Origin of the sequence: Corynebacterium sp. HMSC06C06 (genome assembly GCF_001807295.1) — a bacterium.
GTDB classification, from domain to species: Bacteria; Actinomycetota; Actinomycetes; order Mycobacteriales; family Mycobacteriaceae; genus Corynebacterium; species Corynebacterium striatum.
This window is the reverse complement of sequence record NZ_KV788505.1, coordinates 43716-67184: the sequence shown is the minus strand read 5'-3', so window position 1 is coordinate 67184 and position 23469 is coordinate 43716. Positions and strand designations below refer to the sequence as shown.

The following is a 23469-nucleotide window of genomic DNA, read 5'->3' as shown; positions in this document are numbered from 1 at the left end:
TTGGATTAGGTGTTGTGGTGGGCGGGATAGTTGTTAGAGCACCGTGGGTAGCCATTCGTCGACTACTCGAAATGCTTCGTTCCGGATCGGCTCGCGAGATAGGAAAACATCATGACGAGCTCCTTTAAGCGGGCGAAGGGTGTAATGAGAGCCAAGCTCTTTGGCCCATTTTTGTGATTGTTTGACGTCAATGACCGCATCGGCGTAGTTGAGCTCTTCCGAATATGGAGCTGAGAACATCGACTTTGTTGAGGTGAGTGTGAGGATCGGTACGCCGACATCAACACGGCCAGAATGAATAATGTCGAATCCCTTGAATACTGCGCGTGCCCAGCCGATGTATTTCTTATGGCCGCCCAACGGTTTCTTTTCAAGGTCGTAGTCCCATTCGCCGTAGCGGCTGGCATGGATCGAATCGCCAAAGGCGGTGAGATTGCCGCCGTGGAGCGCAATATGCGGGGTGACCTTGCCGAAGAAATAGAACAAAGGCTTCGCGGCCTTGAAGGCGAGGGGTGGAATGCCCATCATGTCCAGCCATGGGCTGTTGAGTACTAGCGCTGCGATTCGTTCGTGTCGAGCGGGGTCGGTGCGACGCAAGGAGTCGAGCCACAGTGGCACGATTATGCCTGCTGTTGAATGCGCAACCATGATGACCTTTCGCTGCGGCAGGGCATTGAGAGCGGCATTGAGGTCCTTCTCGTAGAAGTGCATGTCGGAGATGTAGTGCCACTTTTGGTGGGGTTCGTGAGAGCGTCCACACTTACGCAAATCTATTCCGTAAAATGCATAGCCCTTGTTATGAAAATGCTCCGCTACGTGTTTATGGAAGAAGTAGTCGGTCATGCCGTGCACCCAAATCATTGCGACACGGTCGCTGAGATCCTCGTTATCTGGGTTGTAACGGATCAATGTGGCGTGGACGTCGCCTTCGCCGTCAGGATCCGCGCCCAAGGGCAGATCCGCGGCCATAAATCCTGGGCCCAGGATGTCATCAGTCCATTGCAAGGTTGACTCAGTCATACCGACCAGTTTAGGCATACAACGCAAATCCGGTGTTGCGGTGGCGTAGTGATGTGGCTGGGGAGATTTTCACCGAAGGAGACAAGGTGCGTAGGGGGCAGCCGTGTGTGAAAACCGGACATTTCCCGCATACGGAATCCCCATTTTGATGCTAAAGGCGTAAGGTGGGTAGGTAATGCGTGACGCGTCCCTTGTTATGTGCCGTTGCCAGAGATGCTGTGCTTGTGTTTAAGCCAGCATGTTTAAGACAGCGGAGCGTAAAAGGTAGGCGAAAACGTGCAACGCTAGAAGACTGCGTTCGACAGCTCTGGGCTGTTCGAGCGAGTGATAATTTTCAATCTGAAGAGGTAATAGCAAGGTGTCCTCCGACAAGAAGACAGCACAAGTTGTAGATGAGGTAGATGTAGCCCTCGTTGGCGCAGGTATCATGAGCGCCACCCTGGGTGCCATGCTCCGTGAGCTGGAGCCAAGCTGGACCCAGATGGTTTTCGAGCGTCTCGACGGACCTGCACTTGAGTCCTCCTCCCCATGGAACAACGCTGGTACCGGCCACTCTGCTCTGTGCGAGCTCAACTACACCCCAGAGAAGAACGGTCGCATCGACGTTTCCAAGGCGCTGGGTATTAACGAGAAGTTCCAGGTTTCCCGCCAGTTCTGGGCACACCAGCTCAACAACGGCATCCTGACCGACCCAAAGGCTTTCATTAACCCGGTTCCGCACGTTTCCTTCGCCCAGGGATCCATCCAGGTTGATTACCTCAAGCGTCGTTTTGATGCTTTGAAGGACAACCACATGTTCCCGAACATGCAGTTCTCTGACGATGACGCTACCTTCCAGGAAATGCTGCCACTGATGTCCAAGGGCCGCGACTTTAACTCCCAGAAGGTTGCTATCTCCTGGACTGAAGCAGGTACTGACGTAAACTTCGGCGCCCTGACGAAGCAGTTCTTCACCGCTGCTAAAGCCGCCGGCACCGAGATCCGCTACGGTCATGAGGTCGTCGACATTAAGCGCGATGGCTCTACCTGGAAGGTCTACTCCAAGAACCTGCACACCGGCGACTACAGCGTTGTCCGCGCGAAGTTCGTCTTCGTCGGTGCTGGTGGATACGCTCTTGATCTTCTGCGTAAGGCTGGCGTTCGCGAGGTTTCCGGTTTCGCAGGCTTCCCGGTTTCCGGTCTGTGGCTGCGCGCTAAGAACCCTGAGCTGGTTAAGCAGCATCACGCCAAGGTTTACGGCAAGGCTGCTGTGGGCGCTCCTCCAATGTCGGTTCCGCACCTTGATACCCGCGTTATCGACGGTGAACAGGGCCTGCTCTTCGGCCCATACGGTGGTTGGTCCCCGAAGTTCTTGAAGAAGGGTTCTTACCTCGACCTCTTCAAGTCCATTCGCTTGGACAACATTCCTTCCTACTTGGGCGTTGCAGCTCAAGAGTTTGGTTTGACCAAGTACCTGGTTTCTGAGGTCCTCAAGGACTTCGACAAGCGCGTCGAGACCCTGAAGGAATACGTTCCTTCCGCAGACCCAGCAGACTGGGAGACCGTCATCGCTGGCCAGCGCGTTCAGGTCATCAAGCCAGCAGCTGCACCGCAGTTCGGCTCCCTCGAGTTCGGTACCACCCTGGTCAACAACCCAGACGGTAACATCGCCGGTCTGCTCGGTGCTTCCCCAGGTGCTTCCATCACCCCGGCCGTCATGGTCGAGTTGCTGGAGCGTTGCTTCGGTGAGCACATGATTCAGTGGGGCGATAAGATCCAGGAAATGATTCCTTCCTACGGCATCAAGCTGTCCAAGGATAAGAAGCTCTACAACGAGATGTGGGACTACACCCAGAAGACCCTGAAGCTCGACCAAAAGTAAGCCATTCCGGCTGCTTCACAAGCGCACCCCACCACATTACAAACGTAAATTGGTGGGGTGCGCGGCGTTCCGCTCCAGCTGCCTTAAGTGCCGCAATAAGTCAGGTAGCCCTCGGTATCACCGGGAGTTTCAAATTTTTCGTTCGGCTGCGTTGGATGCGTGACTGCGTGAAGGAACTCTTGGAATAAATCCAGGTCCAGCAGGGCCGCCTCAACATTGTGGGGGCGCGGAATGACGCGCGGCAGCGGAGGCACCGCAGTCGCCGCGGCGCCTGAGGCACGTTTGCGGTAGTCCTTGAGGAAAGAAGTGTCGGGTGCATCTGAGCAATCACGAAGCAGGTGGTCCAGCGCATCAGGCTCACCATGCAAAGCCTTTGCCAGGCCCTGATTAGCAAGAGTGAAGTCAGCACCCGATTGCGCCAGCGCCGCGAAGTACTCGCCACCCTCTTCGAGGCCAAAGCGCTGCTGGAAGTCACGCTTGCGTTGGTCCTCGAAGCGCTCGTAGAAGCCATTGATGGTTTCTTGGGCATAGGTGATAGCGGCGTCGGAGGAGGCGTCGAAAAGCGGCAGCATGCTCTCCGCCAGCCGGGCGAAGTTCCACCCGAGAATTTCTGGCTGATTGCGAAAGCGGTAGCGTCCCTGCGCATCGATCGAGCTAAACCACGTGTCAGGGTCGTAGGCCTCCATGAAGGCACACGGCCCGTAATCGATGGTCTGGCCCGAAAGCGTGGTGTTGTCAGTGTTCATCACGCCGTGGATAAAGCCCACGTGCTGCCACGCGGCAACGGTAGCAATTTGTGCGTCCATCGCACGCGAGTACAGCTCTTTGTAGTCGCTGCCGGGATAATGCCGCGCGATGGTGTAGTTGGCAAGGTCCTCCAGCTGGCCGGTTTGCGCAGCGTAGTGGAATGAACCGATACGAATGTGGCTGGCAGCCACACGCACCAAAACGCCTGCTTCCTCCACCATCTGGCGCTGGATCTTGCGGCCGGTAGAAATAACCGCCAGAGAGCGCGTCGTAGGAATTCCCAGCGCATGCATGGCTTCCGAGAAGAGGTATTCGCGCAGCATCGAGCGCAAGGTGCCGCGTCCATCAGAACCAAGGCGTGAGTACGGGGTGGGGCCCGTGCCCTTGGCATGGAGGTCCCAGCGGCCAGAATCGTTTTCTATCTCGCCGAGCAACAGCGCGCGGCCGTCCCCCATCGAGGGGTTGAACTGCCCGAATTGATAGCCCGCATATGCCATGGAGTGGGGTTGCTCATCGGTGCTGCGGCCCAGCAAGAACTCAATACCCGCTGGCGAACGCAGCCAGTCGACGTCCAGCCCAAGCTCGGCGGCCAATGCCTCGTTCACGATGACTACCTGCGGCTGGGGTTGTTCCTCGCCGCGGCTTGGGCGGACCATCCCCGGCAAGCTGCGAGCGAAAGTATGGGAAAGCTCGAAAGGAATCTTCATTCCTATGACTCCAGTTCGCCGCGCACTCGAATGTGGATGGATCCGCCCACCCAGATGTTCGCGCCGTCGTCAGCAATGTGCACCAGGCCATCGCGTCCTAACTGGCTGCCCTGGCGCGCGGTGTAGCGAGCAGGAACGAGCTCGCGCTCACGCATGAATTGCGCGGCACCGCCGTTGAAAGAACCGGTGACTGGGTCCTCAAATTTACGGGTGAAGGCACGAACTTCGTAAAGGGGCTGGCCTTCGGTGGGATTGGCCGCAAGGCCCACCACGCCGACTTTGATATCGCGGGAGTAAGAGGGACGCAACGCGCGCACGGTGTCCGCATCGGCGAGCTGCACGAGGCGCCATCCCGGGCCGTTGTCCACCCATGCGGCATCAACGATGTCGTCGCTGCTCACCCCCAGTGCGTCTGCTGTCTCCGCGAGTTCTGATTCGCTGAGCGTACCCGAGCGCTGGAGCTCCGGCGTGGCGAAGGAGAAGACGCGATCCTCTTGCTTGATACGCACTAAACCAACACCGCACTCTTGGACCAAGTCGCCTTCCTTGCCAGTGAGCTCAGCGAAGACGCGGGCTGTGCCAAGCGTTGGGTGTCCAGCAAAAGGAAACTCCTCGTGCGGCGTGAAAATCCTGACGCGGTAGTCCGCATCGGGAGTCGTGGGGTGCAGCAGAAAGGTCGTTTCAGAGAAGTTGGTCCAGTTGGCTATGCGCTGCATCTGTTCGCTGCTGAGCTCATCAGCACCAGCAATGACGGCTAGCGGATTGCCAGAAAAGGCAGTGGTGGCAAAGACATCTACTTCGAAGTACTCGTGACGCATGGCCACCAGCATACGGGTCTGGGTCTATCCTAAAGGCATGAGCGAAGCACTCTTTAGCCGCATCGAACCGATCCAAGTGATGGCTGATGGAACCGTCAAACAGGTCAACCCTTTTTCCGGCACTGAAGTGTGGACCGTACCCGGCAGGGGAAACCGTCCGTTCTCCCACGCCCCAGAGAGTCCCGAGCCCCTAGCAGTAGGGGCACATACCTCCACGTGTGCGTTTTGCTCCGACCGCAAACTTGAAACCCCGCCTGAAAAGTCACGCATCCTAGGCTCCGGCGAGGTGCTCCGTGGCGTGGGCGCAGCGGACCTAGACCATACAGAGCCTGCGTTTCGCCGAGTGCCCAATCTCTTCGAGATCGTCTCCTATGACTACTGGACCGCGAACTACCAGTACAAGATGGATGACGAGTCGGCCGAGCGAATGCACGCCTATATCGCCGACCCCGCAGGCCGCGAACACGTTCTCAAGACCGTACGCACCAAGCTGAAAGCCGCGGGCAAGGACGCTGAGATGAGCGAGGAGGAACTGCTCGCGCAGGCCGGCTGCTTCTTCGGCGGTGGGCACGACGTCATCATTGGCTCCCGCCACTTTGTCGACGGCGCTACGGATGACTCGCAGCTGGCGTCCTCAGGCACGCTGAGCCCAGACGATCACTTCCTGCTGACGTCCTTCACCGCGGACTCCATGCGGGATCTTTACGCCCGCAACCGCTACGCCGATTACGTAGTGGCCTTTCAGAACTGGCTGGCACCCGCCGGAGCGTCCTTCGAGCACCTGCACAAGCAGCTCGTCGCCATCGATGACCTCAGTATGTCTGCCATGCGGGAAAATGACATCCTGCGCTCGCATCCCAATATGTACAACGATTGGGCCGTGGGGTACGCCGCACAGCACAACCTGGTTATCGCTGAGAATGACTACGCGGTGCTCTTCGCAGGCTTTGGTCACCGCTATCCCACGCTGGAGCTCTTCTCCAAGTCGAGGCACTGCGCCCCCTGGGAGCAAACTCCGGGTGAGATCCGCGGAATGTCAGACCTCATGCACGCCGCACACGCGGCCGTGGGCCCAGATGTTGCGTGCAATGAGGAATGGCACCACAAGGCACCTTCGGTTGATGTGGCGCAGCCGTGGCGCGTCATGATTAAGCTGCGCGTGTCGACGCTCGCCGGTTTCGAGGGCGGTACCAAGGTCTACATCAACACCATTTCTCCGTGGGACCTGCGCGACCGCATCGTTGACTCAATGTACAGCTTGCGCGGGCGCGGGAAGCTGGCTTCGGGCATCGCGATTGCCACCGAATGCCGGCTGGAGCGCAACAGCCTGCGCTATCTCTCATCTCGCCAAAGCTAGACCGCTTGTCAAAAGCTAGACCACGAGAGTGAGTTCGAGCTTGCCCGGCTGCGGGCCCTCGACCGTGAGGCCTGCCGCCGAGGCGATTGCTGCGACGTCGTCAACGGCGTAGGCATCAGCGGGGGAGAGCGCCAAGATTCGTGCCAGCTGGCCCTTGTAATGCTTATTGAAGTGCGAGACGACCTTGCGCGAGCCATCCTCCTGGACTGACTCCACGCGAATGGTGACCGCCTGTTTAAACTTGCCCAGCTGTTGGTAAGTGCCCGAGCGCATGTCCACGACGAGCTCACCTGATTGCGCAACCTCAGCGAGTTGCTCCGTGATGGCCTTCCCCCAGCGCGATTTCAACGTTGGCGTTTCGCCGTCCTTGGTCGGCAGCTTCGTTCCTCCGGAGAGGCGGTAATGCGGAATCATGTCGCTGGCGCGGGTAATGCCAAACAATGCGTCGCCAATGGCGAGCCGAGCGCGTGCGGCAGGCGGCAACGTGGCGGCATCGAGAGCGTCGTAAAGCACGCCCGTAAAACGCTCAATCGCGGGCATCGTGGGAGAGACGAAAAGCTCGGTGTTGGATTCTGCTTGCGGCCGCAACTTCTCAGAGATACCGAGCACCTCGAGCGCCTGGTCGACGTCGAGTTGTGCCAGGTCCGCGGCTATGTCCTGGCGGACAGGATTGAGTGCGGGGAAAGAAAGCTCGTCCCAATTCAGTGGGGCGCCGGTGCCGCCATGGGCCTTTGTTTCAGAAGGAGGGAGGAGAATGAGCATAGGTAAATACTAGCGATGTAGAGTGCTAAGCATGATTACTCGCCTTTCAAATCTCTTCCTTCGCACTCTGCGCGAAGATCCAGCAGATGCCGAAGTCCTCAGCCACAAGCTTCTCGTTCGTGCAGGATACGTGCGCCGCGCCGCGCCGGGCGTGTACACCTGGCTGCCGCTGGGTCTGCGCACCCTGACCAAGATTGAAAACATCGTGCGCGAGGAGATGAACGCCATTGGCGGCCAGGAGATGCTCTTCCCGGCACTTCTGCCGCGCGAGCCTTATGAGCTGACGGATCGCTGGACCGAGTACGGCGACAACCTCTTCCGCCTTAAGGACCGCAAGGGCGCTGACATGCTCCTCGGCCCAACCCACGAGGAGATGTTCGCGGGTGCCGTGAAGGACATGTACTCCTCCTACAAGGACTTCCCAGTTACCCTGTACCAAATCCAGACCAAGTACCGCGACGAGGAGCGCCCGCGTGCGGGCATCCTGCGCGGCCGCGAGTTCGTGATGAAGGATTCTTACTCCTTTGACATGACGGACGAGGGCTTGGACGAGTCCTACATGCGCCACCGAAAGGCTTACCAGAACATCTTTAACCGTCTGGAGATTGACTACGCCATCTGTAAGGCAACGTCTGGTGCCATGGGCGGCTCTGCTTCCGAAGAGTTCCTGGCTGTTTCCCCGGCAGGCGAGGACACCTTCGTGCGCGCCACCGAGGGCGATTATGCGGCCAACGTTGAGGCAGTGGTGACCCCAGCTCCGGAGGAGACCCCGCTGGAGGGCCTTGCTGAGGCTAAGGTTTACGAGACCCCGGATTCTGAGACCATTGACACCCTGGTGGAGTGGGCGAACTCCGAGGACATTCAGGTTAATGGCCGCGCTGTGACCGGTGCGGACACCCTGAAGTGCATGGTCATCAAGGTTGCTCACCCAACGGTCAACGACGGCGAGACCGAGAAGGGGTGGGAGCTGGCTGCAGTTCTCATCCCGGGTGACCGTGCGCTTGATGAGAAGCGTTTGGAAGCTTCCCTGGAGCCTGCCGAGTTTGAGCTGGCTACGGATGAGGACTTCAAGGCAAACCCATTCCTGGTCCGCGGTTACGTAGGCCCGCGTGCTCTCAACGCCAATGGCGTCAAGGTTTATGCGGACCCGCGCGTGGTGAAGGGCTCCTCCTGGATCACCGGTGCGGATGAGAAGAACCACCACGTGGTGAACTGCGTGGCTGGCCGCGACTTTGAGGTCGACGAGTTCATTGAGGCAGCTGAGATCAAGGAAGGCGATCCAGCACCAGGTGGCATGGGTACCTTGACCCTGGAGCGCGGCATTGAGCTCGGCCACATCTTCCAGCTGGGCCGCAAGTACACCAAGGCTTTCGACGTCCAGATTCTGGACGAGAACGGCAAGCGCGCCGTTCCGACCATGGGCTCCTACGGCATTGGTGTTTCCCGCATGATGGCTGTTCTGGCTGAGCAGCAGGCGGATGAGAAGGGCCTGCGCTGGCCTGTCGACGTCGCGCCGTTCCAGGTACACGTCGCCGTTGCGAACAAGGACGCCGCTGCACTTGAGGCAGGTCAGAAGCTGGTGGAGGATCTGGATGCTGCGGGCATTGAGGTGCTTTTCGACGACCGCCCCAAGGTTTCCCCAGGCGTGAAGTTCAAGGATGCTGAGCTCCTCGGTATGCCGTTCATCGCCATTCTCGGCCGTTCCTTCGCGGACGGAATCATTGAGCTGCGCATCCGCGGCGGCGAGACCCTTGAGGTCCCAGCCGATGAGATCGTAGACAAGCTCCTCGAGCTCGTGCGCGGTTGAGTCGTGCCGTTAGGGTGCGCTGTTAGCGCGTGCTGTTAGGGTGCGCTGTTAGCGCGTGCTGGTAAGGCGCAGGTACCGCTGCATGTAAATAAGGCTTCCAATCTTGTGATTTGGGGGCCTTATTTGCGTATATAGGTACCTGGCAGCTGGGGCCTCACCGGCTGCGCGGGTTCGCGGGGCGTTTCCGAGTGGGGGGCGGTTTGTGGGGTGCTGCTTCTGGGTGCGGTGCGCGGGGTTGAGGCGAGCCGTTAGAGGGCGAGTACCGCTCTGTGTAAATAGGGCAGCTGTTTGCCGTGTTTTAGGGGGCCTATTTGCATACAGAAGTACGTTGCTGGGATACAAAGCGGTGGGTTGCTGGGAACACACTAAGGCCCTGCGCTCTAGCTGCTTTCGTGAAGCCTGCTAGAGGGCAGGGCCTTATGGCACGTATGGGTGTGGCTTTAGTAGCCGCCGACTGGGCCACCGCAGTTGGGCCAAGCGCCAGCGCCCTGGGCGGCAAGCACCTGTTCAGCAACAGCGATCTGCTGCTCCTTGGTTGCTTGGTCTGCGGTCGGTGCGTACTGCTGTCCGCCGAATCCTGACCAGGTTTGGGCGCTGAACTGGAGGCCGCCGTAGTAGCCGTTACCAGTGTTAACCTGCCAGTTGCCGCCGGACTCGCACGCTGCCACCTGGTCCCACGCGGAGACCGGCGCGGCGTTGGCTGTCGGGGTAGCGAGTGCTGCGACGCCCATTGCGGCGGCAGCGGATAGTGTTGCAAACTTCTTCTTGGAACGCATTGAGAAAGTACTCCTTCTCTTTGTGTCTTCTAAAGGTCTCAAGCCGAACACCCGGAATATCCACGCGGTATCTACACGATCTACACGCGGTATCTCCGGTGAGTTCATGACCGTCCAAGGTAAAAGCTGCGGTGGTGCACATGCAATGAAATGCACCGTAGAATCCCCTGAGGTTTTGCTGGCCGCGTGCAGGGGATTCCAAGGAGGGGGGAGCTAATCCGTATCGTGCTTTTCTGCGAATGGGTGCGCAGGCCACCAGAACTTCTCGCCGAGGATCTGCACCACCGATGGGACCAAGACGGTGCGGACGATGAGGGTGTCCAGAAGCACGCCGATGCCCAGCTGGGCCAGAACCACCAGCGGCAGCACGCCGAGTGCAGCGAACACTGCCGCCAGCAAGATACCGGCAGAGGTAATCACGCCACCTGTTTCCGAAAGCGCCGTCAAGATGCCGCGGCGGGTGCCAATCTCACCGGCGTCCTCCCGGGCGCGGGTGATGAGGAAGATGGTGTAGTCGATGCCCAATGCAACCAAGAACACGAAAGCGAACAACGGGGTGTTGGACGCGAAGCGGTCGAAGCTCAGCAGGTAGTGGGAGATCCACCAACCCAGGCCGATGGCCGCCACGTTGGTCAGCAACACGGAAGCGACCATGATGACCGGTGCCAGGAAAGAACGCAGCATGATCACGAGAGCGCCAAAGATGAGGGCCAAGACCAGCGGGAAGATAATCTTGCGGTCCCGCTCCGCGGCTGATTCCTCATCAACCAGCTGCGCATCGGTACCGCCTACGAGCACGGCGCCATCGGCGCGCTCACCTTGGTGGTCGCCGAACTTCTCACGCAGCTGTAGGAAGTCCGCGCCGGAGACCTGCAGGAGGCTCCATCCCTTAGCGCTGCCTTGCTCCTGCGCAGTAGCACCCATTGCCTCGATGTCCCTGGTGGTGCCAGCCGGATCCTGGGTTGCTACGAGCGGCGGGGTAGAGGACTGGTCAGGGAAGGCCTCCTCGAGGGCCTCGCCGGCGCTGATGGATTCAGGGGTATCGATGAACTGGTCCGACTGCGTAAGACCCGTCGAGGTCTGGAAGTAACCGATGGAGCAGATAGCCAGGATGAGCAGTGACACCGCAGCAATACGCTTCGGAGCCTTGGCCGCGAGTCCGCCAATCTTGTCCCACAGCTTGTGATCCGGAGTATCGCCTTGCCGCGGACGGCGTGGCCAGAAGATCCAGCGGCCAAAAGCAACCAGAACGCCAGGCAGGGCGAACATAGCGAACAACCAAGCCACGAAGACGCCCACAGCAGCGGCCGCACCGAGCCCCTGCGTGGTTGGGATGAGGGAAAGCAAGAGGCAGAGAACGCCCAGCACCACGGTTCCTGCCGAGGCCGAAACGGTTTTCAGCGTCGGTACCCATGCGCGCGCCATGGCCGCGTAGCGGTCCGAGGTAGAGGTCAGTTCGTCGCGATAGCGGGAGATAAGCAGTAGTGCGTAGTTGGTGCCCGCGCCGAAAACAAGCACGGACAAGATGCCCGAGGTGGACTCGTTCCACGTCACGCCGAATGCGTCAAGAACGTAAGTGTAGACAGTCGCGGCCACACGGTCAGCGACACCGATGACAAGCAGCGGAAGCAGCCACAGAACAGGGGAGCGGTACGTAACAATGAGGAGCACCGCCACAATGCCCGCGGTTACTGCCAGAAGCATAAAGTTGGCGCCTTGGAAGACGCTCGCGAGGTCCGCCTTGATTGCAGCAGGGCCGGTGACCTGGGAGGTCACGCCCTCTGGAAGATCGGCAGCGGCGTCCTCGCGCAGCTGCGTGACCTTGTCAGCATTCTCGGTAGACGTACCCGCCTCTACCTGAACCGGGACGATGGCAGACTGCCCATCCTCGCTCGGGATGAGCGGGCCGCCGAGCTCCTTTGCCACACCACGCAGGGCATTGACATCGAGTGGCTTATCCGAATCAAAAAGACGATGGCAGCTTGTGCCGACTCGCCTTCGGATTCCTGCTTGGAGATCTCCTCCTGTAGCTGGGCAACCGTGGTGGAGTCCATGTCCTTGGGCAGCGAGGCAGTCGAGGACTCAGGTTGGTCGAGGCCGCCCAGGCCGATAGCCCCGATAGCGAGGATGACGAGGACGAGCGCTAGCCACCGAAAGTGGCGCATCTTTTGAGAATTCACTTACGCCACTTTACGAGCTACCCAATGTACGGGGTTAAAAGATAGCGCGCTGACAGGGTGCTTGGATGCTCTAGAGACCGCGTGATTGAGCGGCGACGGCGATGAGCCAGTTGCGCCATGCCACGCGCTCCTCGCCTTCGGCGGTGGGGGCGGCGGCCTTCGAAGCGGCATCCTCCCACTTCAGAGTGTCATTCCACCCCAATTTGTCCACGTAGCTCTGGGCCGAAGAAGCGTCGGTGGGAAGAGCGACGCCAGCAACTGCCGTCGGTTGATAAGCCACCGCCGGTTGCGGAACCTTAGCGACTTCCCCGATTGCGCCTTGCAGGACCTCAATGCGCTTTTCGTGCAGCGACAAACGGTTGTCGATGTCTGCTTCTATCTCCGGTGATGCATAGCTACGCGCGAAGTCGAGGCCGAAGACTTGCTCGTATTCCCAGTTCAACAAGCTGGTAGCGCTTTCCAGATCTGCTGCCTCGAGCTCCGGGATCGCGGGCAACTCGGCGCCGTCCCAGGCATCCAAAACAATGGCCTGGTTAGTCACTAATGCGCGGGACTCAGAGCTGACTTCGCTCAACGCGTCACGGGTGCGATGCGCAGCTTCGTTGAGGGTTTTAGCCACATCGACGTCGGAAAGCGGCGCGTCAGTCGTGCGCTCTACCGTGCACGAGCGGGGAGCGTTACCTTCGCTATTGAGGCCGCACAGACGTTTCACCTCCGCGTAAAGTGCGTCGGCCTGGTCAGTGCGCAGGGATGAAGCATTGGCGTCGACATCGGCAAGATTCTGGGCATCATTGTCCGCGCTGCGGGCGAGGGCTATTAGAGTCTCGTCGGGCCGAGGACCAAAGTAATCCACGACGGAGTCCACGGCCTGGCACCCGCTCAACGCGGGCACGAGTGCTGCAAGTGCGGTGAGGGTTGCGACGGGGGTCAAGGCGCGGTGATTCACTCAAAAGACCTTACACGCAACAGCTGGGCGCAGCAGTTAGGCTAGAACGCATGGCTTTTCCAGATGCAGCACAACTTACTGAACTACTCCAGCCACTGCTGGAGCCCCGCGGACTCGATGTGGAGGACGTAAAGACCACCAAGGCTGGTAAGAAGTCCCAGGTTATTATCCGAATCGACGGCGACCAGCGCCCAAGCTCGGACGTTTTGGAGGAAGTCTCCAACCAGATTTCTGAATTCTTCGACGCCAAGGAGGAGTCCGGTGATCTGAACTTCGGTGCCGGATACACCCTGGAGGTCTCCACGCCTGGCGTCGATCTGCCACTGACCGCGCCCCGTCATTGGCGCCGCAACCGTGGGCGTCTGGTCGCTTTCGAGCTGACCCCAGGCAAGAGCGAAGTGGCGCGCATTGGCGCACTTTCCGACGACGCTTCTTTCGTAGCGCTCATCACAGCGGTGAAGAAGGACGTGTACTTTCGCATCGAGCGATTGGAAAATATTGCCCGCGCGGTGGTAGAAATTGAGTTTGCTAAACCTTCTGCTGCTGAGCAGGAGGCAGCGCAACAGACGTTTGAATACGCCGAGCAGAACTCGGCAACCCGAGAGGATGAAAAGTGAATATTGATCTAGAGGCACTCCGTACGATTGAGTCTGAGCGTGGCATCCAAGTAAAGGACCTGCTTGAAGCAATCGCGGGTGCCTTGTTGTATTCGTACCTGGATTACCGCGAGCAGTCGGCTGCGGGTAAGTCCGAGGGAACCAAGTCCCGCGTTGATATCGATACAGACACCGGTGCGGTCACCGTCATCGTCACCGAGTCTGATCCGGAGACCGGCGAGGTCATCAGCGAATATGATGACACTCCAGAAAACTTCAGCCGCGTCGGCGCCCAGGCCGTGCGCGAGGCAATCATCCGCAAGCTGCGTGAGGCAGAGGCTGAGGTAACTTACGAGTCCTACTCCGAGCTGACCGGCCGTGTTGTATCTGGCATCGTGCAGCGTGACGTGCGCGCCAACGAGCGTGGCGTGGTTGTGGTTCAGCTGGGTACCGAGCTGGATTCGCAGGATGCCATCCTGCTGCCAGCTGAGCAGCTACCAGGTGAAAAGCTTGAGCACGGTGACCGCATCAAGGCTTACGTTGTCGGCGTGACCCGCAACGGGGCACAGGTGCAGATCACTTTGTCGCGTACCCACCCGGAGTTGGTGCGCGGCCTGTTCGAGCTTGAAATCCCTGAGGTGGGCGACGGCGCCGTGGAACTCGTTGCTATTGCCCGCGAGGCTGGCCACCGTTCGAAGGTGTCCGTCATCGGCCATGCCAAAGGGCTTAACGCCAAGGGGGCCTGCATTGGTCCACGTGGCGAGCGCGTCAACAACATCATGCGCGAACTTGGTGGCGAGAAGATTGACATCATTGACTACAACGAGGATCCTGCGGTTTACGTTGGCAATTCTTTGGCGCCGTCGAAGGTGGTTCGCGTCGAGGTCGTTGACCCAGATGCGCAGGTCGCACGCGTAACCGTGCCGGACTATCAGCTGTCTTTGGCCATCGGTAAAGAAGGCCAGAACGCGCGCCTGGCCGCGCGCCTGACCGGTTGGAAGATCGACATCCACTCGGACGCTGCACAGGACTAAAAGACCTAATTAAGGATCTGCCGCATTTTCGCGTAAGCTAGATAGCGGCCCACATGCAGAAAAGCTGGGGCGTTTTTCAAGCGATCGTTTATGTAGGGAGTTGGATGTCACCTCGACAACCACACACAAGGCTCCGTACGTGCATCGCTACGCGCCGTCGCTTTCCTGACACGCAGCTACTGCGGGTTGTCGTTGATAGCGCCGATCCCACTGGCCGCCGTGTCGTGGCAGATCCACTTCGCCGGCTTCCCGGAAGGGGAGCTTGGATTACCCCGGATCTCACTGCATTAGAGCTGGCGGAGCGCACCCGAGCCTTTCGACGCGCGCTTCGGTTATCCACTGACGTGGATACAGGTCACGTACGTGAGTACCTGGAAACGCAGGCGAAAGTCGGCGCAACCTAGGTGCATTCGTGGAGGCATCGCGCTTCCATGAGCCAGAGTTAAAGGAAGACCGAACACTGATGAGCACACAACGATGAAGCATCAGCGATGAAAGTCCATAGCCATTAACTAGGGGTCAGGCCACAACGGCCTTGGCTCCTAGTCACAATCACAAGGAGACAAGTGCCCGGAAAGCTACGTGTTCACGAGCTCGCAAAGCAGCTCGGTGTAACCAGCAAGGAACTACTCGCCACGCTCAAGGAGCAGGGCGAATTCGTTAAAACCGCATCTTCAACCATTGAACCCCCAGTGGTGAAGAAGATGCGCGCCCACTATGAGGCGCAGTCCGGCGGAGAGAAGCCATCCGGCGATCAGCCTGCCAAGGCGGCAGCGGCTGACAAGGCCGCAAAGCCTGCAGCTAAGACCTCCGCAAAGCCAGGCGCAGCGGCGTCTGCACCAAAGCCAGGTGCGCCGAAGCCAGCAGCTGCCAAGTCCGGTGCTGCAAAGTCCGCACCTAAGGAAGAGGCACCGGCTGCAAAGGCCGAGGCTTCCCAGAAGCCTGCCGCTTCTGCAGCTAAGCCAGGTCCGAAGCCGGGCGCATCGAAGTCGGCTCCGAAGGCTCCACAGAAGTCCCAGACAAACGCAGAGGCTAAGTCAGCACCGAAGCCGGGTGGCGAGCGCCCGACTCCGGGTAACTCCATGCCTCGTCCGATGCCGAAGCCAGGCGGTACCCGCCGCGTGGCCAACAACCCGTTCTCCACTGGCGGTGCCGGTGGCGACCGTCCAGGACCTCGTCCGGGCGGTTCCAAGGGCCCACGTCCTGGCGGCAAGCCAGGCGATAACCGTGGTGGCAAGGGCGGCGGACGCTCCGGCCAGGGTGAAGGCAACCAGCGTCAAGGCCAGGGACAGGGCGGCGGCCGTCGTCCATCGCCGGCCATGATGCCTTCGCATCCGAACCCGGCAGCCATGCCGTCCAAGTCCTCCAACGGTGGCCGTGGCCGCGGTGGGCGTGGCCAGGGTGGACCAGGCCAGGGCGGCCCGGGTGGCTTCCGTGGTGGCGGTCGCGGCGGTCGTCGCGGCGGCACCGCTGGTGCATTCGGCCGTCCAGGTGGCGCACCACGCAGGGGCAAGAAGTCCAAGCGTCAGAAACGTCATGAGTTCGAAGAGCAGCAGAAGCATGAGGTAGGTGGCGTACGTCTGCCTGACGGCAAGGGGCAGACCGTACGTCTGCGCCGAGGTGCATCTTTGGCTGACTTCGCTGAGAAGATTGGTGCAGATCCAGCAGCATTGGTACAGGCTCTGTTTAACCTCGGTGAGATGGTTACCGCAACCGCCTCCGTTTCCGAGGAAACCCTGCAGCTGCTGGGGGCTGAGATTCACTACGACGTCCAGGTCGTCTCCCCAGAAGACGAGGACCGTGAGCTGCTCGAGTCCTTCGACCTGCAGTTCGGTGAGGACGAGGGCGGCGAAGAGGCGCTCGAGAAGCGTCCTCCAGTCGTTACCGTCATGGGTCACGTTGACCACGGTAAGACCCGCCTTTTGGACTCCATCCGTAAGACCAACGAGCGCGAGGGCGAGGCCGGCGGCATCACCCAGGGCATCGGTGCATACCAGACCACCGTTGAACTGGAAGATGGCGAGCGCACCATCACTTTCCTGGATACCCCGGGTCACGAGGCGTTTACCGCTATGCGTGCGCGTGGTGCAAAGTCCACCGACTTGGCAATCTTGGTTGTCGCAGCGGACGACGGCGTCATGCCGCAGACCGTTGAGGCTATTAACCACGCCAAGGCTGCGGACATCCCAGTCGTGGTTGCTGTTAACAAGATCGATAAGCCGGAGGCATCCCCGGACAAGATCCGTGGCCAGCTCACCGAGTATGGACTGGTTCCGGAGGAGTACGGCGGCGATACCATGTTCGTCGACATCTCTGCAAAGCAGAACATCAACATCGATGGTCTGTTGGAGGCAGTTATCCTGACTGCCGATGCAGCTCTCGAGCTGACTGCTAACCCAGAGATGGACGCACAGGGCGTAGCCATCGAGGCTCACCTCGATCGTGGTCGTGGTCCAGTTGCCACTGTCATCGTTCAGCGCGGTACCCTCCGCGTTGGTGACTCCATCGTCGTCGGTGACGCTCACGGCCGTGTCCGCCGCATGCTCGACGAGTTCGGCAACGACGTCGAAGAGGCAGGTCCGTCCCGTCCGGTTCAGGTCCAGGGCCTCAACGGTGTGCCAGGCGCTGGCGACAACCTCCTTGTGGTCGAAGACGACCGCGTGGCCCGCCAGATTGCTGCACAGCGTGATGCTCGCAAGCGTTCCGCTTTGCAGGCAAAGGCTCGCAAGCGCGTCTCTCTCGAGGATCTGGATGCAGTTCTCAAGGAGACCTCGACCCTCAACCTCATCCTCAAGGGCGACAACGCCGGTTCGGTGGAAGCCCTGGAAGATGCGTTGTTGGACATCGAGATCGACGACGAGGTACAGCTCAACATCATCGACCGTGGCGTCGGTGCTGTAACCCAGACCAACGTCTCCTTGGCAGCGGCTTCCGACGCCATCATCATCGCCTTCAACGTTCGCGCTGAGGGTAAGGCAACTGAGGAAGCTAACGCCGAGGGCGTAGATATCCGCTACTACACGGTTATCTACCGCGCCATCGAAGAGGTCGAGGCTGCTCTCAAGGGCATGCTTAAGCCAATCTACGAGGAGCGCGACACAGGCGCTGCGGAGATCCGCGCGCTGTTCAAGTCCTCCGCCGTCGGCACCATCGCGGGCTGCATGGTTACCGAGGGCAAGGTCAAGCGCAACGGCAAGGTCCGCCTCGTTCGCGATGGCAACGTCATCACTTCCGACGCCAAGATCGAGTCCCTGCGCCACGAAAAGGACGACGCAAACGAGATCAACGCCGGCTACGAGTGCGGTATGGTCCTGTCCTACCCGGACATCCAGGTGGGCGACCAGATCCAGGCCTACGAAGAGGTCGAGGTTCCGCGTACCTAGTCCGCAAGCGGAGTAAATAGAATCGCCAGGTGTTTCCCCGATGAGGGGGAAGCCCTGGCGATTTTATTAGCTGTCGCCGGGTCTTTTCGTAACTCCTTCAGCGACCTTTCACACTGATCCTTTTGTTTCTGCTGCAGGACATGGATGCGGAGTAATGTAAGATGAACACGGTTTTATAGATCTTGGTAGAGATCGCTAGTTCGACGGAGAAGGAGTTGCACCATGGTTGACCACGCGCGTGCTGCACGAATGGCTAAGCGTATTCAGGAAATCGTGGCGAGTGCCATCGAACGCGAGATCAAGGACCGTCGCCTCGAGATGGTGACCATCACCGATACTCGCGTCACGGGTGATCTCCACGATGCCACCGTTTACTACACCGTGCGCGGCAAGGACATCGACTCCGAGCCGGATTTTGACAAGGCAGCAGAGGCACTCAATCGCGCGAAGGGCCAACTGCGCAAGATTGTGGGCGATCAGCTCTCCGTGCGCTTTACCCCGACGCTCGCCTTCGAGGTCGATACCGTTCCGGAGGCTTCCGCCCACATGGAGGATTTGCTGGCGCGCGCCCGCGCCCGCGATGCGGAGCTTGCCAAACTGAAGGCCAACGCGAAGCCCGCTGGAGACGCGAACCCATACAAGGATTCCGCTCGGGAAGAGGCCTAGGGTGCGCCGCACTGATTATCAAAGCGCCGCCGACGCCTTGATAGAAGCGAGCAGCATCTGCATCATTACGCACCTGCGCCCCGATGCGGATGCTATCGGCTCTGCCGCCGCGTTGAACCTGGCGTTGCGCCAGCGAGGCAAGCAGACCCGCACCGTCATCGGCCAGGAACACCCGATTTCGAACAATCTCTTCACCATCCCTGCCGCCGACGAGATTGAGCTCGTTAACACCCTGCCCAAAGGCTATGACCTTTATGTCACGGTGGACTGCGGTTCCATCGACCGCACCGGAGCTCTCATGCGGGAGTTGGAGAAGATGGCGGGCACCGGCCGCGTTCTGTGCATCGACCACCACGCATCGAACCGCGGTTTCGGTTCCATCAACCTGATTGATCCGGAGTGCGAGTCCACCACTGTGGTGCTTCTCGACGTCCTCGATATGCTCTCCGTGCAGATCGATCGCGGGATTGCGCATTGCCTCTATGCCGGTCTGGTCACCGACACCGGCAGCTTCCGCTGGGGCCGGCCAGCCATGCACGACATCGCTGCCCGCCTGATGTTCTACGGGCTCGATACCAAGCAGATCGCAGTGGATCTGATGGACTCCAATACTGCCGACGACGTGCAGATGGTCGGCCGCGTGCTGTCTGGTCTGCGCATCATCGAAGCCGGCGAGCACCGCCTCGGCACGCTTATTGTGCCCGTTGAGGAAGTACAGTCGCACTCCGATTCCGCCGTGGAATCCATGGTGGACTTCGTGCGCGCGCTCAAAGGCACCGACATGGGCGTGGTGTTCAAGGAGCAACGCGCGGGAGTCTGGGCGGTGTCGCTGCGTTCTTCCACCGTTAACTGCGCGCAGGTGGCGCTCATGTTCGACGGCGGCGGGCACATCCCGGCGGCCGGTTATACGGCCCTGGGCAAGCCAGAAGAAATCATTGCTCATCTCGTCGACGCACTTGCCGCTTACGACGAAGAAAATGCTGTAGGGGAGTAACCATCACGCGGCGCGAACAGGACAATGCTTCGGCAGAAGCAGAAGATACTTCGAAGCTAGGTAAGGCAGTCACCCGCGTGAGCGCTGGTGAGGTATTTCGCCTCGCATTTCCGGCGCTGGGCGTGTTGGCTGCCATGCCGTTGTACCTACTGCTCGATACCGCAGTGGTGGGCCGCCTCGGCGCGCACCAACTCGCGGCACTCGGCGCTGCTGCCACCATCCATACGATGGTGACAACCCAGCTGACCTTCCTTTCCTATGGCACCACGGCGCGCGCCTCGCGGCTTTTCGGCGCGGGCAAGAAGAACGAAGCCGTAGCCGAGGGCGTGCAGGCAACCTACGTAGCCCTTGGCGTGGGCATGTCCCTGGCCGTCATCATGTGGATCGGTGCCGGCCACTTTGCCCAGTGGCTGACCGGCAACCCTGAGACCGCCCAGGACACCGCGCTGTGGCTGCGCATCGCCGCCTTCGCTATCCCGCTCAATCTCATCGAGATGGCAGGCAACGGTTGGATGCGCGGCGTTCAAAACACAGTAAAGCCGCTGATCTTTACCCTGGCCGGCCTCATCCCCGGCGCCATCGCGGTGCCGCTCTTTGTCCACCAGTGGGGCCTTGCCGGCTCCGCCTGGGCCACGGTGCTGGGCATGGCGATCATGGCCTCGCTCTTCCTGTGGGAACTTCACCGTGAGCACGTGGGCTCTTGGCGGCTGCAGTGGGGCGTCGTCAAGCGCCAGCTCGTGTTGGGCCGCGATCTCATCGTGCGCTCTGCCAGCTTCCAGGTGGCCTTTCTTTCGGCCGCCGCCGTGGCTTCCCGCTTCGGTACGGCCCAGCTTGCCGCGCACCAGATCATGATTCAGCTGTGGAACTTCCTGTCGCTCGTGCTGGATTCTCTGGCCATCGCCGCCCAGGCGTTGACCGGCGCGGCGCTCGGCGCGGGCTCGGCCAAGCATGCGCGCAGCGTCGGAACCAAGGTCACTTTCTACTCCACGGCCTTTGCTCTCGGGCTCGGCGCAGTCCTAGCCCTGGGCATCGGTATCATTCCTGTGCTTTTTACCACCGATGCAGCGGTGCTCGAGGTCATCCGTGTGCCGTGGCTCATCATGATTGCCATGGTGGTTCTGGGAGGAGTGGTCTTTGCACTCGACGGCGTCCTGCTCGGCGCCAGCGATGCCGCCTTCCTGCGCACACTGACCATCGTTTCGGTGCTTTGCGGATTCCTGCCCGGTGTGTGGGCGGCCTACGCCTTGGGAGCGGGCCTTCCCGGCGTGTGGTGCGGTCTTGCGTTGTTTGTTTCCATCCGTTTCCTCGGCGTGGTCTATCGCTTCCGCTCGATGCGCTGGGCTGTGGTCTAACCTGAAGAGGAAAGAAGAAAGGAGCACGCCATGGCGACCTTATGGGCGGTGTCAGATCTCCACGCGGCAGTGCGCGCTAATTCCAGCCGCATCGATGAGCTTTACCCGGAAGATCCTGCCGATTGGCTCATCGTGGCCGGTGACGTGGCCGAGCGCACCGAACTCGTACTGCGCATCCTCACCAAGCTTTCGCGGCGTTATGCCAAGGTGATCTGGGTGCCGGGAAACCACGAGCTCTTCTCGCGTTCCCAAGATAGGTGCCAGGGCCGCGCCAAGTATGACGAGCTGGTGGAGGGCTGCCGCGAAATCGGCGTAGTGACTCCGGAGGACCCATATCCCGTCTTCGGTGGGGTGACCATTGTGCCGCTGTTTACCCTTTATGATTACAGCTTCCGCCCACCCGGCACTACCGTCGAGGGCGCCTTAGAGCGTGCCCGTGAACACCAGATTGTCATGACCGATGACTTCGCCATCGCTCCCTTCGTCGACATTCGCGCCTGGTGCTGGGATCGCCTTGCCTATTCCATCAAGCGCCTTTCCCGGGTAAGTGGACCTACGGTGTTGGTCAATCACTGGCCGCTGGTTCAAGAACCCACGCTGCGCATGGCGTGGCCGGAAATCGCCCTGTGGTGCGGCACTCGCCATACCCGCTCGTGGGCGCGGCGCTATAACGCGCAGGCGGTCATCTACGGTCACCTGCATCTGCCCGGCTGCATCAACGTCGATGGGGTAGACCACATCGAGGTCTCACTGGGCTATCCCCGCGAGTGGGAGGCGCACGGCCATCTCCAGCAGTGGCCTTATCCGGTCCTACACAGTGATGAGTCTGCGTCCTCGGCGCTAGAGGAGGTGCGCTAATGCTGGAACCAAACCTGTTCCCAGATACCGCCCGCTACTGTTACGTGCGCACCGACGCTGCGATTACGGATCTGATGAATTACACGCAGCTGGACCCGCAGGAGCAATCCTTGGTCTCCCAGGCAGTTGACGTGCGCAAGGCGGAATTCGGAGACGCCCGCTGGTGTGCGCATCGTGCTTTGCAGGAGCTGGGCTGTGAAAGTCAGGAGCCCATCATGCGCGGCGAGCGGGGCATGCCGCTGTGGCCGCACGGCTATACCGGTTCTATGACGCATACAGAGGGCCTGCGCGCGGCAGTGGCGGCTCCGAGTAAACACGTGCGCTCCATGGGCCTGGATGCCGAACCTGCCGAGCCATTGCCCGATCACGTGCTGACCATGATTGCGCGCGCAGGGGAGATGACGCAGTTAACGCGGCTTGCCGACGCCGGGATTAGCTGCCCCGATCGCTTATTGTTCTGCGCCAAGGAAGCCACGTACAAAGCGTGGTTTCCCATGACACATCGCTGGCTGGACTTCGACCAAGCAGAGATCGACTTGCGCCTCGACGGCACCTTGATCTCCTATATCTTGGCCCGGCCGACCCCCGTACCGCTGATTAGCGGCCGTTGGATGATCCGCGATGGCTTCGTCATCGTTTCCACGGTGGTGCCCGCGGTGGGCTTTTAGTGGCGGGCTCTCAATAGCCCACCCACGGGCCTAAAGCGTCGACGGCCGCGCCACGAAGACCGTGGCCAGGCGCTTGCCCTTTTCCTTGATGAGCGCAATCGAGTGACCATCAGGATCTACCGCCGCATAGGTGCCCTTTAGCCCGCGCGGCTCGAGCCATTTGCCCATGGCAAGCGCCTTTGCCTCGTCTTCGGTGACCTGAAGGACAGGGTAGGAGCGGGCGAGCGCCTCGTCGAGGGAGAGCGAAAGCGCCGGAGCATCAGCGAGCTCGTCGAGGGTCCGGGCGTCATCAAGCGTAAATGGCCCTACCTCTGTGCGGCGCAGAGCGGTGAGGTGGCCGCCCACGCCGAGCGCCTCACCTAAGTCGCGAGCGAGGGAGCGGATATAGGTGCCAGACGAGCAATCAACGGTGACGTCGAGGTCCAGGTACTCACCTTCGATGCGGTGGGCGAGGATGTCGAAGCGGCTGACCGTAACCGGGCGGGCGGGGATTTCTACCTCTTCGCCCTCGCGCACACGCTCGTGGGCGCGCTTTCCGTCGATCTTGATTGCAGAGACCGCGGCGGGGCGCTGCATGATGTCACCGGTGAGAGCAGCGACCTCTTTATTGACCTGCTCCATATCGAGTTCGCTTGCAGGCTTGCCCCAGGTGCGCTCGCCCTCGGCGTCGTCAGTATGCGTCGCCATGCCAAGGCGAATAGTGGCGTCGTAGGACTTGGTTGACGCGACCATGTGCGCGAGGAACTTGGTGCCGCGTTCCAAACCGACCACCAAAACGCCGGTGGCCATCGGGTCGAGGGTGCCTGCGTGGCCCACCTTGCGGGTGTGAAATATGCGGCGGAGGCGGCCCACCACATCGTGTGAGGTCATGCCTTGCGGCTTGTCCACTACCACCAGGCCAGAATTTGCGAGCGCATCAGTCATGCCCTGCAGTCTA

The 23469-nt window shown here is 60.3% G+C and carries 21 protein-coding genes; 12 read left to right on the top strand and 9 right to left on the bottom strand.

Annotation, left to right across the window (positions count from 1 at the left end):
• Positions 1-33 precede the first annotated feature (33 nt).
• Complete coding sequence (locus HMPREF3153_RS08965; protein WP_070420662.1) at positions 34-1020, bottom strand: alpha/beta hydrolase; 987 nt, start codon at positions 1018-1020, stop codon at positions 34-36.
• Between the two features lie 358 nt (positions 1021-1378).
• Between HMPREF3153_RS08965 and mqo the strand changes: the two genes are divergently transcribed.
• Positions 1379-2881 carry a malate dehydrogenase (quinone) gene (gene mqo / locus HMPREF3153_RS08960; protein ID WP_046645293.1) on the top strand — a complete coding sequence of 501 codons (1503 nt, stop codon included), beginning with the start codon at positions 1379-1381 and terminating at the stop codon, positions 2879-2881.
• Positions 2882-2964: 83 nt separating this feature from the next.
• Here mqo and HMPREF3153_RS08955 read toward each other — a convergent pair whose 3' ends face one another.
• Both HMPREF3153_RS08955 and HMPREF3153_RS08950 read right to left on the bottom strand, forming a co-directional pair.
• Positions 2965-4335, bottom strand: coding sequence for a protein adenylyltransferase SelO family protein (locus HMPREF3153_RS08955; protein ID WP_070420613.1), 1371 nt, complete (start codon positions 4333-4335; stop codon positions 2965-2967).
• Between the two features lie 2 nt (positions 4336-4337).
• Entirely contained in the window at positions 4338-5153 is an 816-nt protein-coding gene (locus tag HMPREF3153_RS08950; protein WP_070420661.1) for a PhzF family phenazine biosynthesis protein, read from the bottom strand.
• A gap of 37 nt (positions 5154-5190) precedes the next feature.
• Between HMPREF3153_RS08950 and HMPREF3153_RS08945 the strand changes: the two genes are divergently transcribed.
• Entirely contained in the window at positions 5191-6510 is a 1320-nt protein-coding gene (locus HMPREF3153_RS08945) for a DUF4921 family protein (RefSeq protein ID WP_172953406.1), read from the top strand.
• Between the two features lie 15 nt (positions 6511-6525).
• On the opposite strand, the gene yaaA is transcribed toward HMPREF3153_RS08945, so the two are convergent.
• Positions 6526-7272 carry a peroxide stress protein YaaA gene (gene yaaA, locus HMPREF3153_RS08940; protein WP_046645295.1) on the bottom strand — a complete coding sequence of 249 codons (747 nt, stop codon included), beginning with the start codon at positions 7270-7272 and terminating at the stop codon, positions 6526-6528.
• Positions 7273-7303: 31 nt separating this feature from the next.
• On the opposite strand from yaaA, the gene HMPREF3153_RS08935 reads away from it, so the two are divergent.
• Positions 7304-9079 (top strand): proline--tRNA ligase, encoded by a 1776-nt coding sequence (locus HMPREF3153_RS08935; RefSeq protein WP_049063473.1) that lies wholly within the window; start codon positions 7304-7306, stop codon positions 9077-9079.
• A 440-nt stretch (positions 9080-9519) separates the two neighbouring features.
• Here HMPREF3153_RS08935 and HMPREF3153_RS08930 read toward each other — a convergent pair whose 3' ends face one another.
• The 4 genes from HMPREF3153_RS08930 to HMPREF3153_RS08920 all read right to left on the bottom strand — a co-directional run bounded on the left by HMPREF3153_RS08930 (position 9520) and on the right by HMPREF3153_RS08920 (position 12981).
• Entirely contained in the window at positions 9520-9855 is a 336-nt protein-coding gene (locus HMPREF3153_RS08930) for a transglycosylase family protein (protein WP_070420612.1), read from the bottom strand.
• A gap of 213 nt (positions 9856-10068) precedes the next feature.
• Positions 10069-11781 carry an MMPL family transporter gene (locus tag HMPREF3153_RS08925; RefSeq protein ID WP_246817181.1) on the bottom strand — a complete coding sequence of 571 codons (1713 nt, stop codon included), beginning with the start codon at positions 11779-11781 and terminating at the stop codon, positions 10069-10071.
• Positions 11709-12035 (bottom strand): hypothetical protein, encoded by a 327-nt coding sequence (locus HMPREF3153_RS13045; protein ID WP_223197503.1) that lies wholly within the window; start codon positions 12033-12035, stop codon positions 11709-11711. Before HMPREF3153_RS13045 ends, HMPREF3153_RS08925 begins: the two co-directional genes overlap by 73 nt.
• Positions 12036-12105: 70 nt before the next feature.
• Positions 12106-12981 (bottom strand): hypothetical protein, encoded by an 876-nt coding sequence (locus HMPREF3153_RS08920; RefSeq protein ID WP_070420611.1) that lies wholly within the window; start codon positions 12979-12981, stop codon positions 12106-12108.
• A gap of 50 nt (positions 12982-13031) precedes the next feature.
• Between HMPREF3153_RS08920 and rimP the strand changes: the two genes are divergently transcribed.
• The 9 genes from rimP to HMPREF3153_RS08880 all read left to right on the top strand — a co-directional run bounded on the left by rimP (position 13032) and on the right by HMPREF3153_RS08880 (position 22532).
• Complete coding sequence (gene rimP, locus HMPREF3153_RS08915; protein ID WP_070420610.1) at positions 13032-13598, top strand: ribosome maturation factor RimP; 567 nt, start codon at positions 13032-13034, stop codon at positions 13596-13598.
• Positions 13595-14611 carry a transcription termination factor NusA gene (nusA, locus tag HMPREF3153_RS08910; RefSeq protein WP_070420609.1) on the top strand — a complete coding sequence of 339 codons (1017 nt, stop codon included), beginning with the start codon at positions 13595-13597 and terminating at the stop codon, positions 14609-14611. The genes rimP and nusA overlap by 4 nt, the downstream gene beginning before the upstream one ends.
• 104 nt (positions 14612-14715) lie before the next feature.
• Positions 14716-15015 (top strand): YlxR family protein, encoded by a 300-nt coding sequence (locus tag HMPREF3153_RS12500; protein ID WP_082254289.1) that lies wholly within the window; start codon positions 14716-14718, stop codon positions 15013-15015.
• Between the two features lie 162 nt (positions 15016-15177).
• Entirely contained in the window at positions 15178-17994 is a 2817-nt protein-coding gene (gene infB, locus HMPREF3153_RS08905) for a translation initiation factor IF-2 (RefSeq protein WP_070420608.1), read from the top strand.
• A gap of 222 nt (positions 17995-18216) precedes the next feature.
• On the top strand, positions 18217-18660 hold the full coding sequence (gene rbfA, locus HMPREF3153_RS08900) for a 30S ribosome-binding factor RbfA (protein WP_034656829.1): 444 nt from the start codon (positions 18217-18219) through the stop codon (positions 18658-18660).
• Position 18661: 1 nt separating this feature from the next.
• Positions 18662-19654 (top strand): DHH family phosphoesterase, encoded by a 993-nt coding sequence (locus tag HMPREF3153_RS08895; RefSeq protein ID WP_005528972.1) that lies wholly within the window; start codon positions 18662-18664, stop codon positions 19652-19654.
• A gap of 77 nt (positions 19655-19731) precedes the next feature.
• Positions 19732-21006, top strand: coding sequence for an MATE family efflux transporter (locus HMPREF3153_RS08890; RefSeq protein WP_070420607.1), 1275 nt, complete (start codon positions 19732-19734; stop codon positions 21004-21006).
• Between the two features lie 30 nt (positions 21007-21036).
• On the top strand, positions 21037-21864 hold the full coding sequence (locus HMPREF3153_RS08885; RefSeq protein ID WP_005528975.1) for a metallophosphoesterase family protein: 828 nt from the start codon (positions 21037-21039) through the stop codon (positions 21862-21864).
• The gene (locus HMPREF3153_RS08880; protein WP_070420606.1) at positions 21864-22532 is read left to right on the top strand and encodes a 4'-phosphopantetheinyl transferase family protein; all 669 of its coding nucleotides are present in this window, start codon (positions 21864-21866) and stop codon (positions 22530-22532) included. Before HMPREF3153_RS08885 ends, HMPREF3153_RS08880 begins: the two co-directional genes overlap by 1 nt.
• A 30-nt stretch (positions 22533-22562) precedes the next feature.
• Here the strand turns inward: HMPREF3153_RS08880 and truB are convergent, their stop codons facing one another.
• Positions 22563-23456 carry a tRNA pseudouridine(55) synthase TruB gene (gene truB / locus HMPREF3153_RS08875; protein ID WP_070420605.1) on the bottom strand — a complete coding sequence of 298 codons (894 nt, stop codon included), beginning with the start codon at positions 23454-23456 and terminating at the stop codon, positions 22563-22565.
• Positions 23457-23469 lie beyond the last annotated feature (13 nt).

What these genes read in the sequence shown, in the direction of transcription:
- yaaA (WP_046645295.1), bottom strand. Translation starts at nt 7,272, where the DNA reads ATGCTCATTCTCCTCCCTCCTTCTGAAACAAAGGCCCATGGCGGCACC.
- rbfA (WP_034656829.1), top strand. Translation starts at nt 18,217, where the DNA reads ATGGTTGACCACGCGCGTGCTGCACGAATGGCTAAGCGTATTCAGGAA.
- rimP (WP_070420610.1), top strand. Translation starts at nt 13,032, where the DNA reads ATGGCTTTTCCAGATGCAGCACAACTTACTGAACTACTCCAGCCACTG.
- HMPREF3153_RS08885 (WP_005528975.1), top strand. Translation starts at nt 21,037, where the DNA reads ATGGCGACCTTATGGGCGGTGTCAGATCTCCACGCGGCAGTGCGCGCT.
- truB (WP_070420605.1), bottom strand. Translation starts at nt 23,456, where the DNA reads ATGACTGATGCGCTCGCAAATTCTGGCCTGGTGGTAGTGGACAAGCCG.
- HMPREF3153_RS08945 (WP_172953406.1), top strand. Translation starts at nt 5,191, where the DNA reads ATGAGCGAAGCACTCTTTAGCCGCATCGAACCGATCCAAGTGATGGCT.
- HMPREF3153_RS08955 (WP_070420613.1), bottom strand. Translation starts at nt 4,335, where the DNA reads ATGAAGATTCCTTTCGAGCTTTCCCATACTTTCGCTCGCAGCTTGCCG.
- HMPREF3153_RS08965 (WP_070420662.1), bottom strand. Translation starts at nt 1,020, where the DNA reads ATGACTGAGTCAACCTTGCAATGGACTGATGACATCCTGGGCCCAGGA.
- HMPREF3153_RS08950 (WP_070420661.1), bottom strand. Translation starts at nt 5,153, where the DNA reads ATGCGTCACGAGTACTTCGAAGTAGATGTCTTTGCCACCACTGCCTTT.
- HMPREF3153_RS08880 (WP_070420606.1), top strand. Translation starts at nt 21,864, where the DNA reads ATGCTGGAACCAAACCTGTTCCCAGATACCGCCCGCTACTGTTACGTG.
- HMPREF3153_RS12500 (WP_082254289.1), top strand. Translation starts at nt 14,716, where the DNA reads ATGTCACCTCGACAACCACACACAAGGCTCCGTACGTGCATCGCTACG.
- HMPREF3153_RS08935 (WP_049063473.1), top strand. Translation starts at nt 7,304, where the DNA reads ATGATTACTCGCCTTTCAAATCTCTTCCTTCGCACTCTGCGCGAAGAT.
- HMPREF3153_RS08930 (WP_070420612.1), bottom strand. Translation starts at nt 9,855, where the DNA reads ATGCGTTCCAAGAAGAAGTTTGCAACACTATCCGCTGCCGCCGCAATG.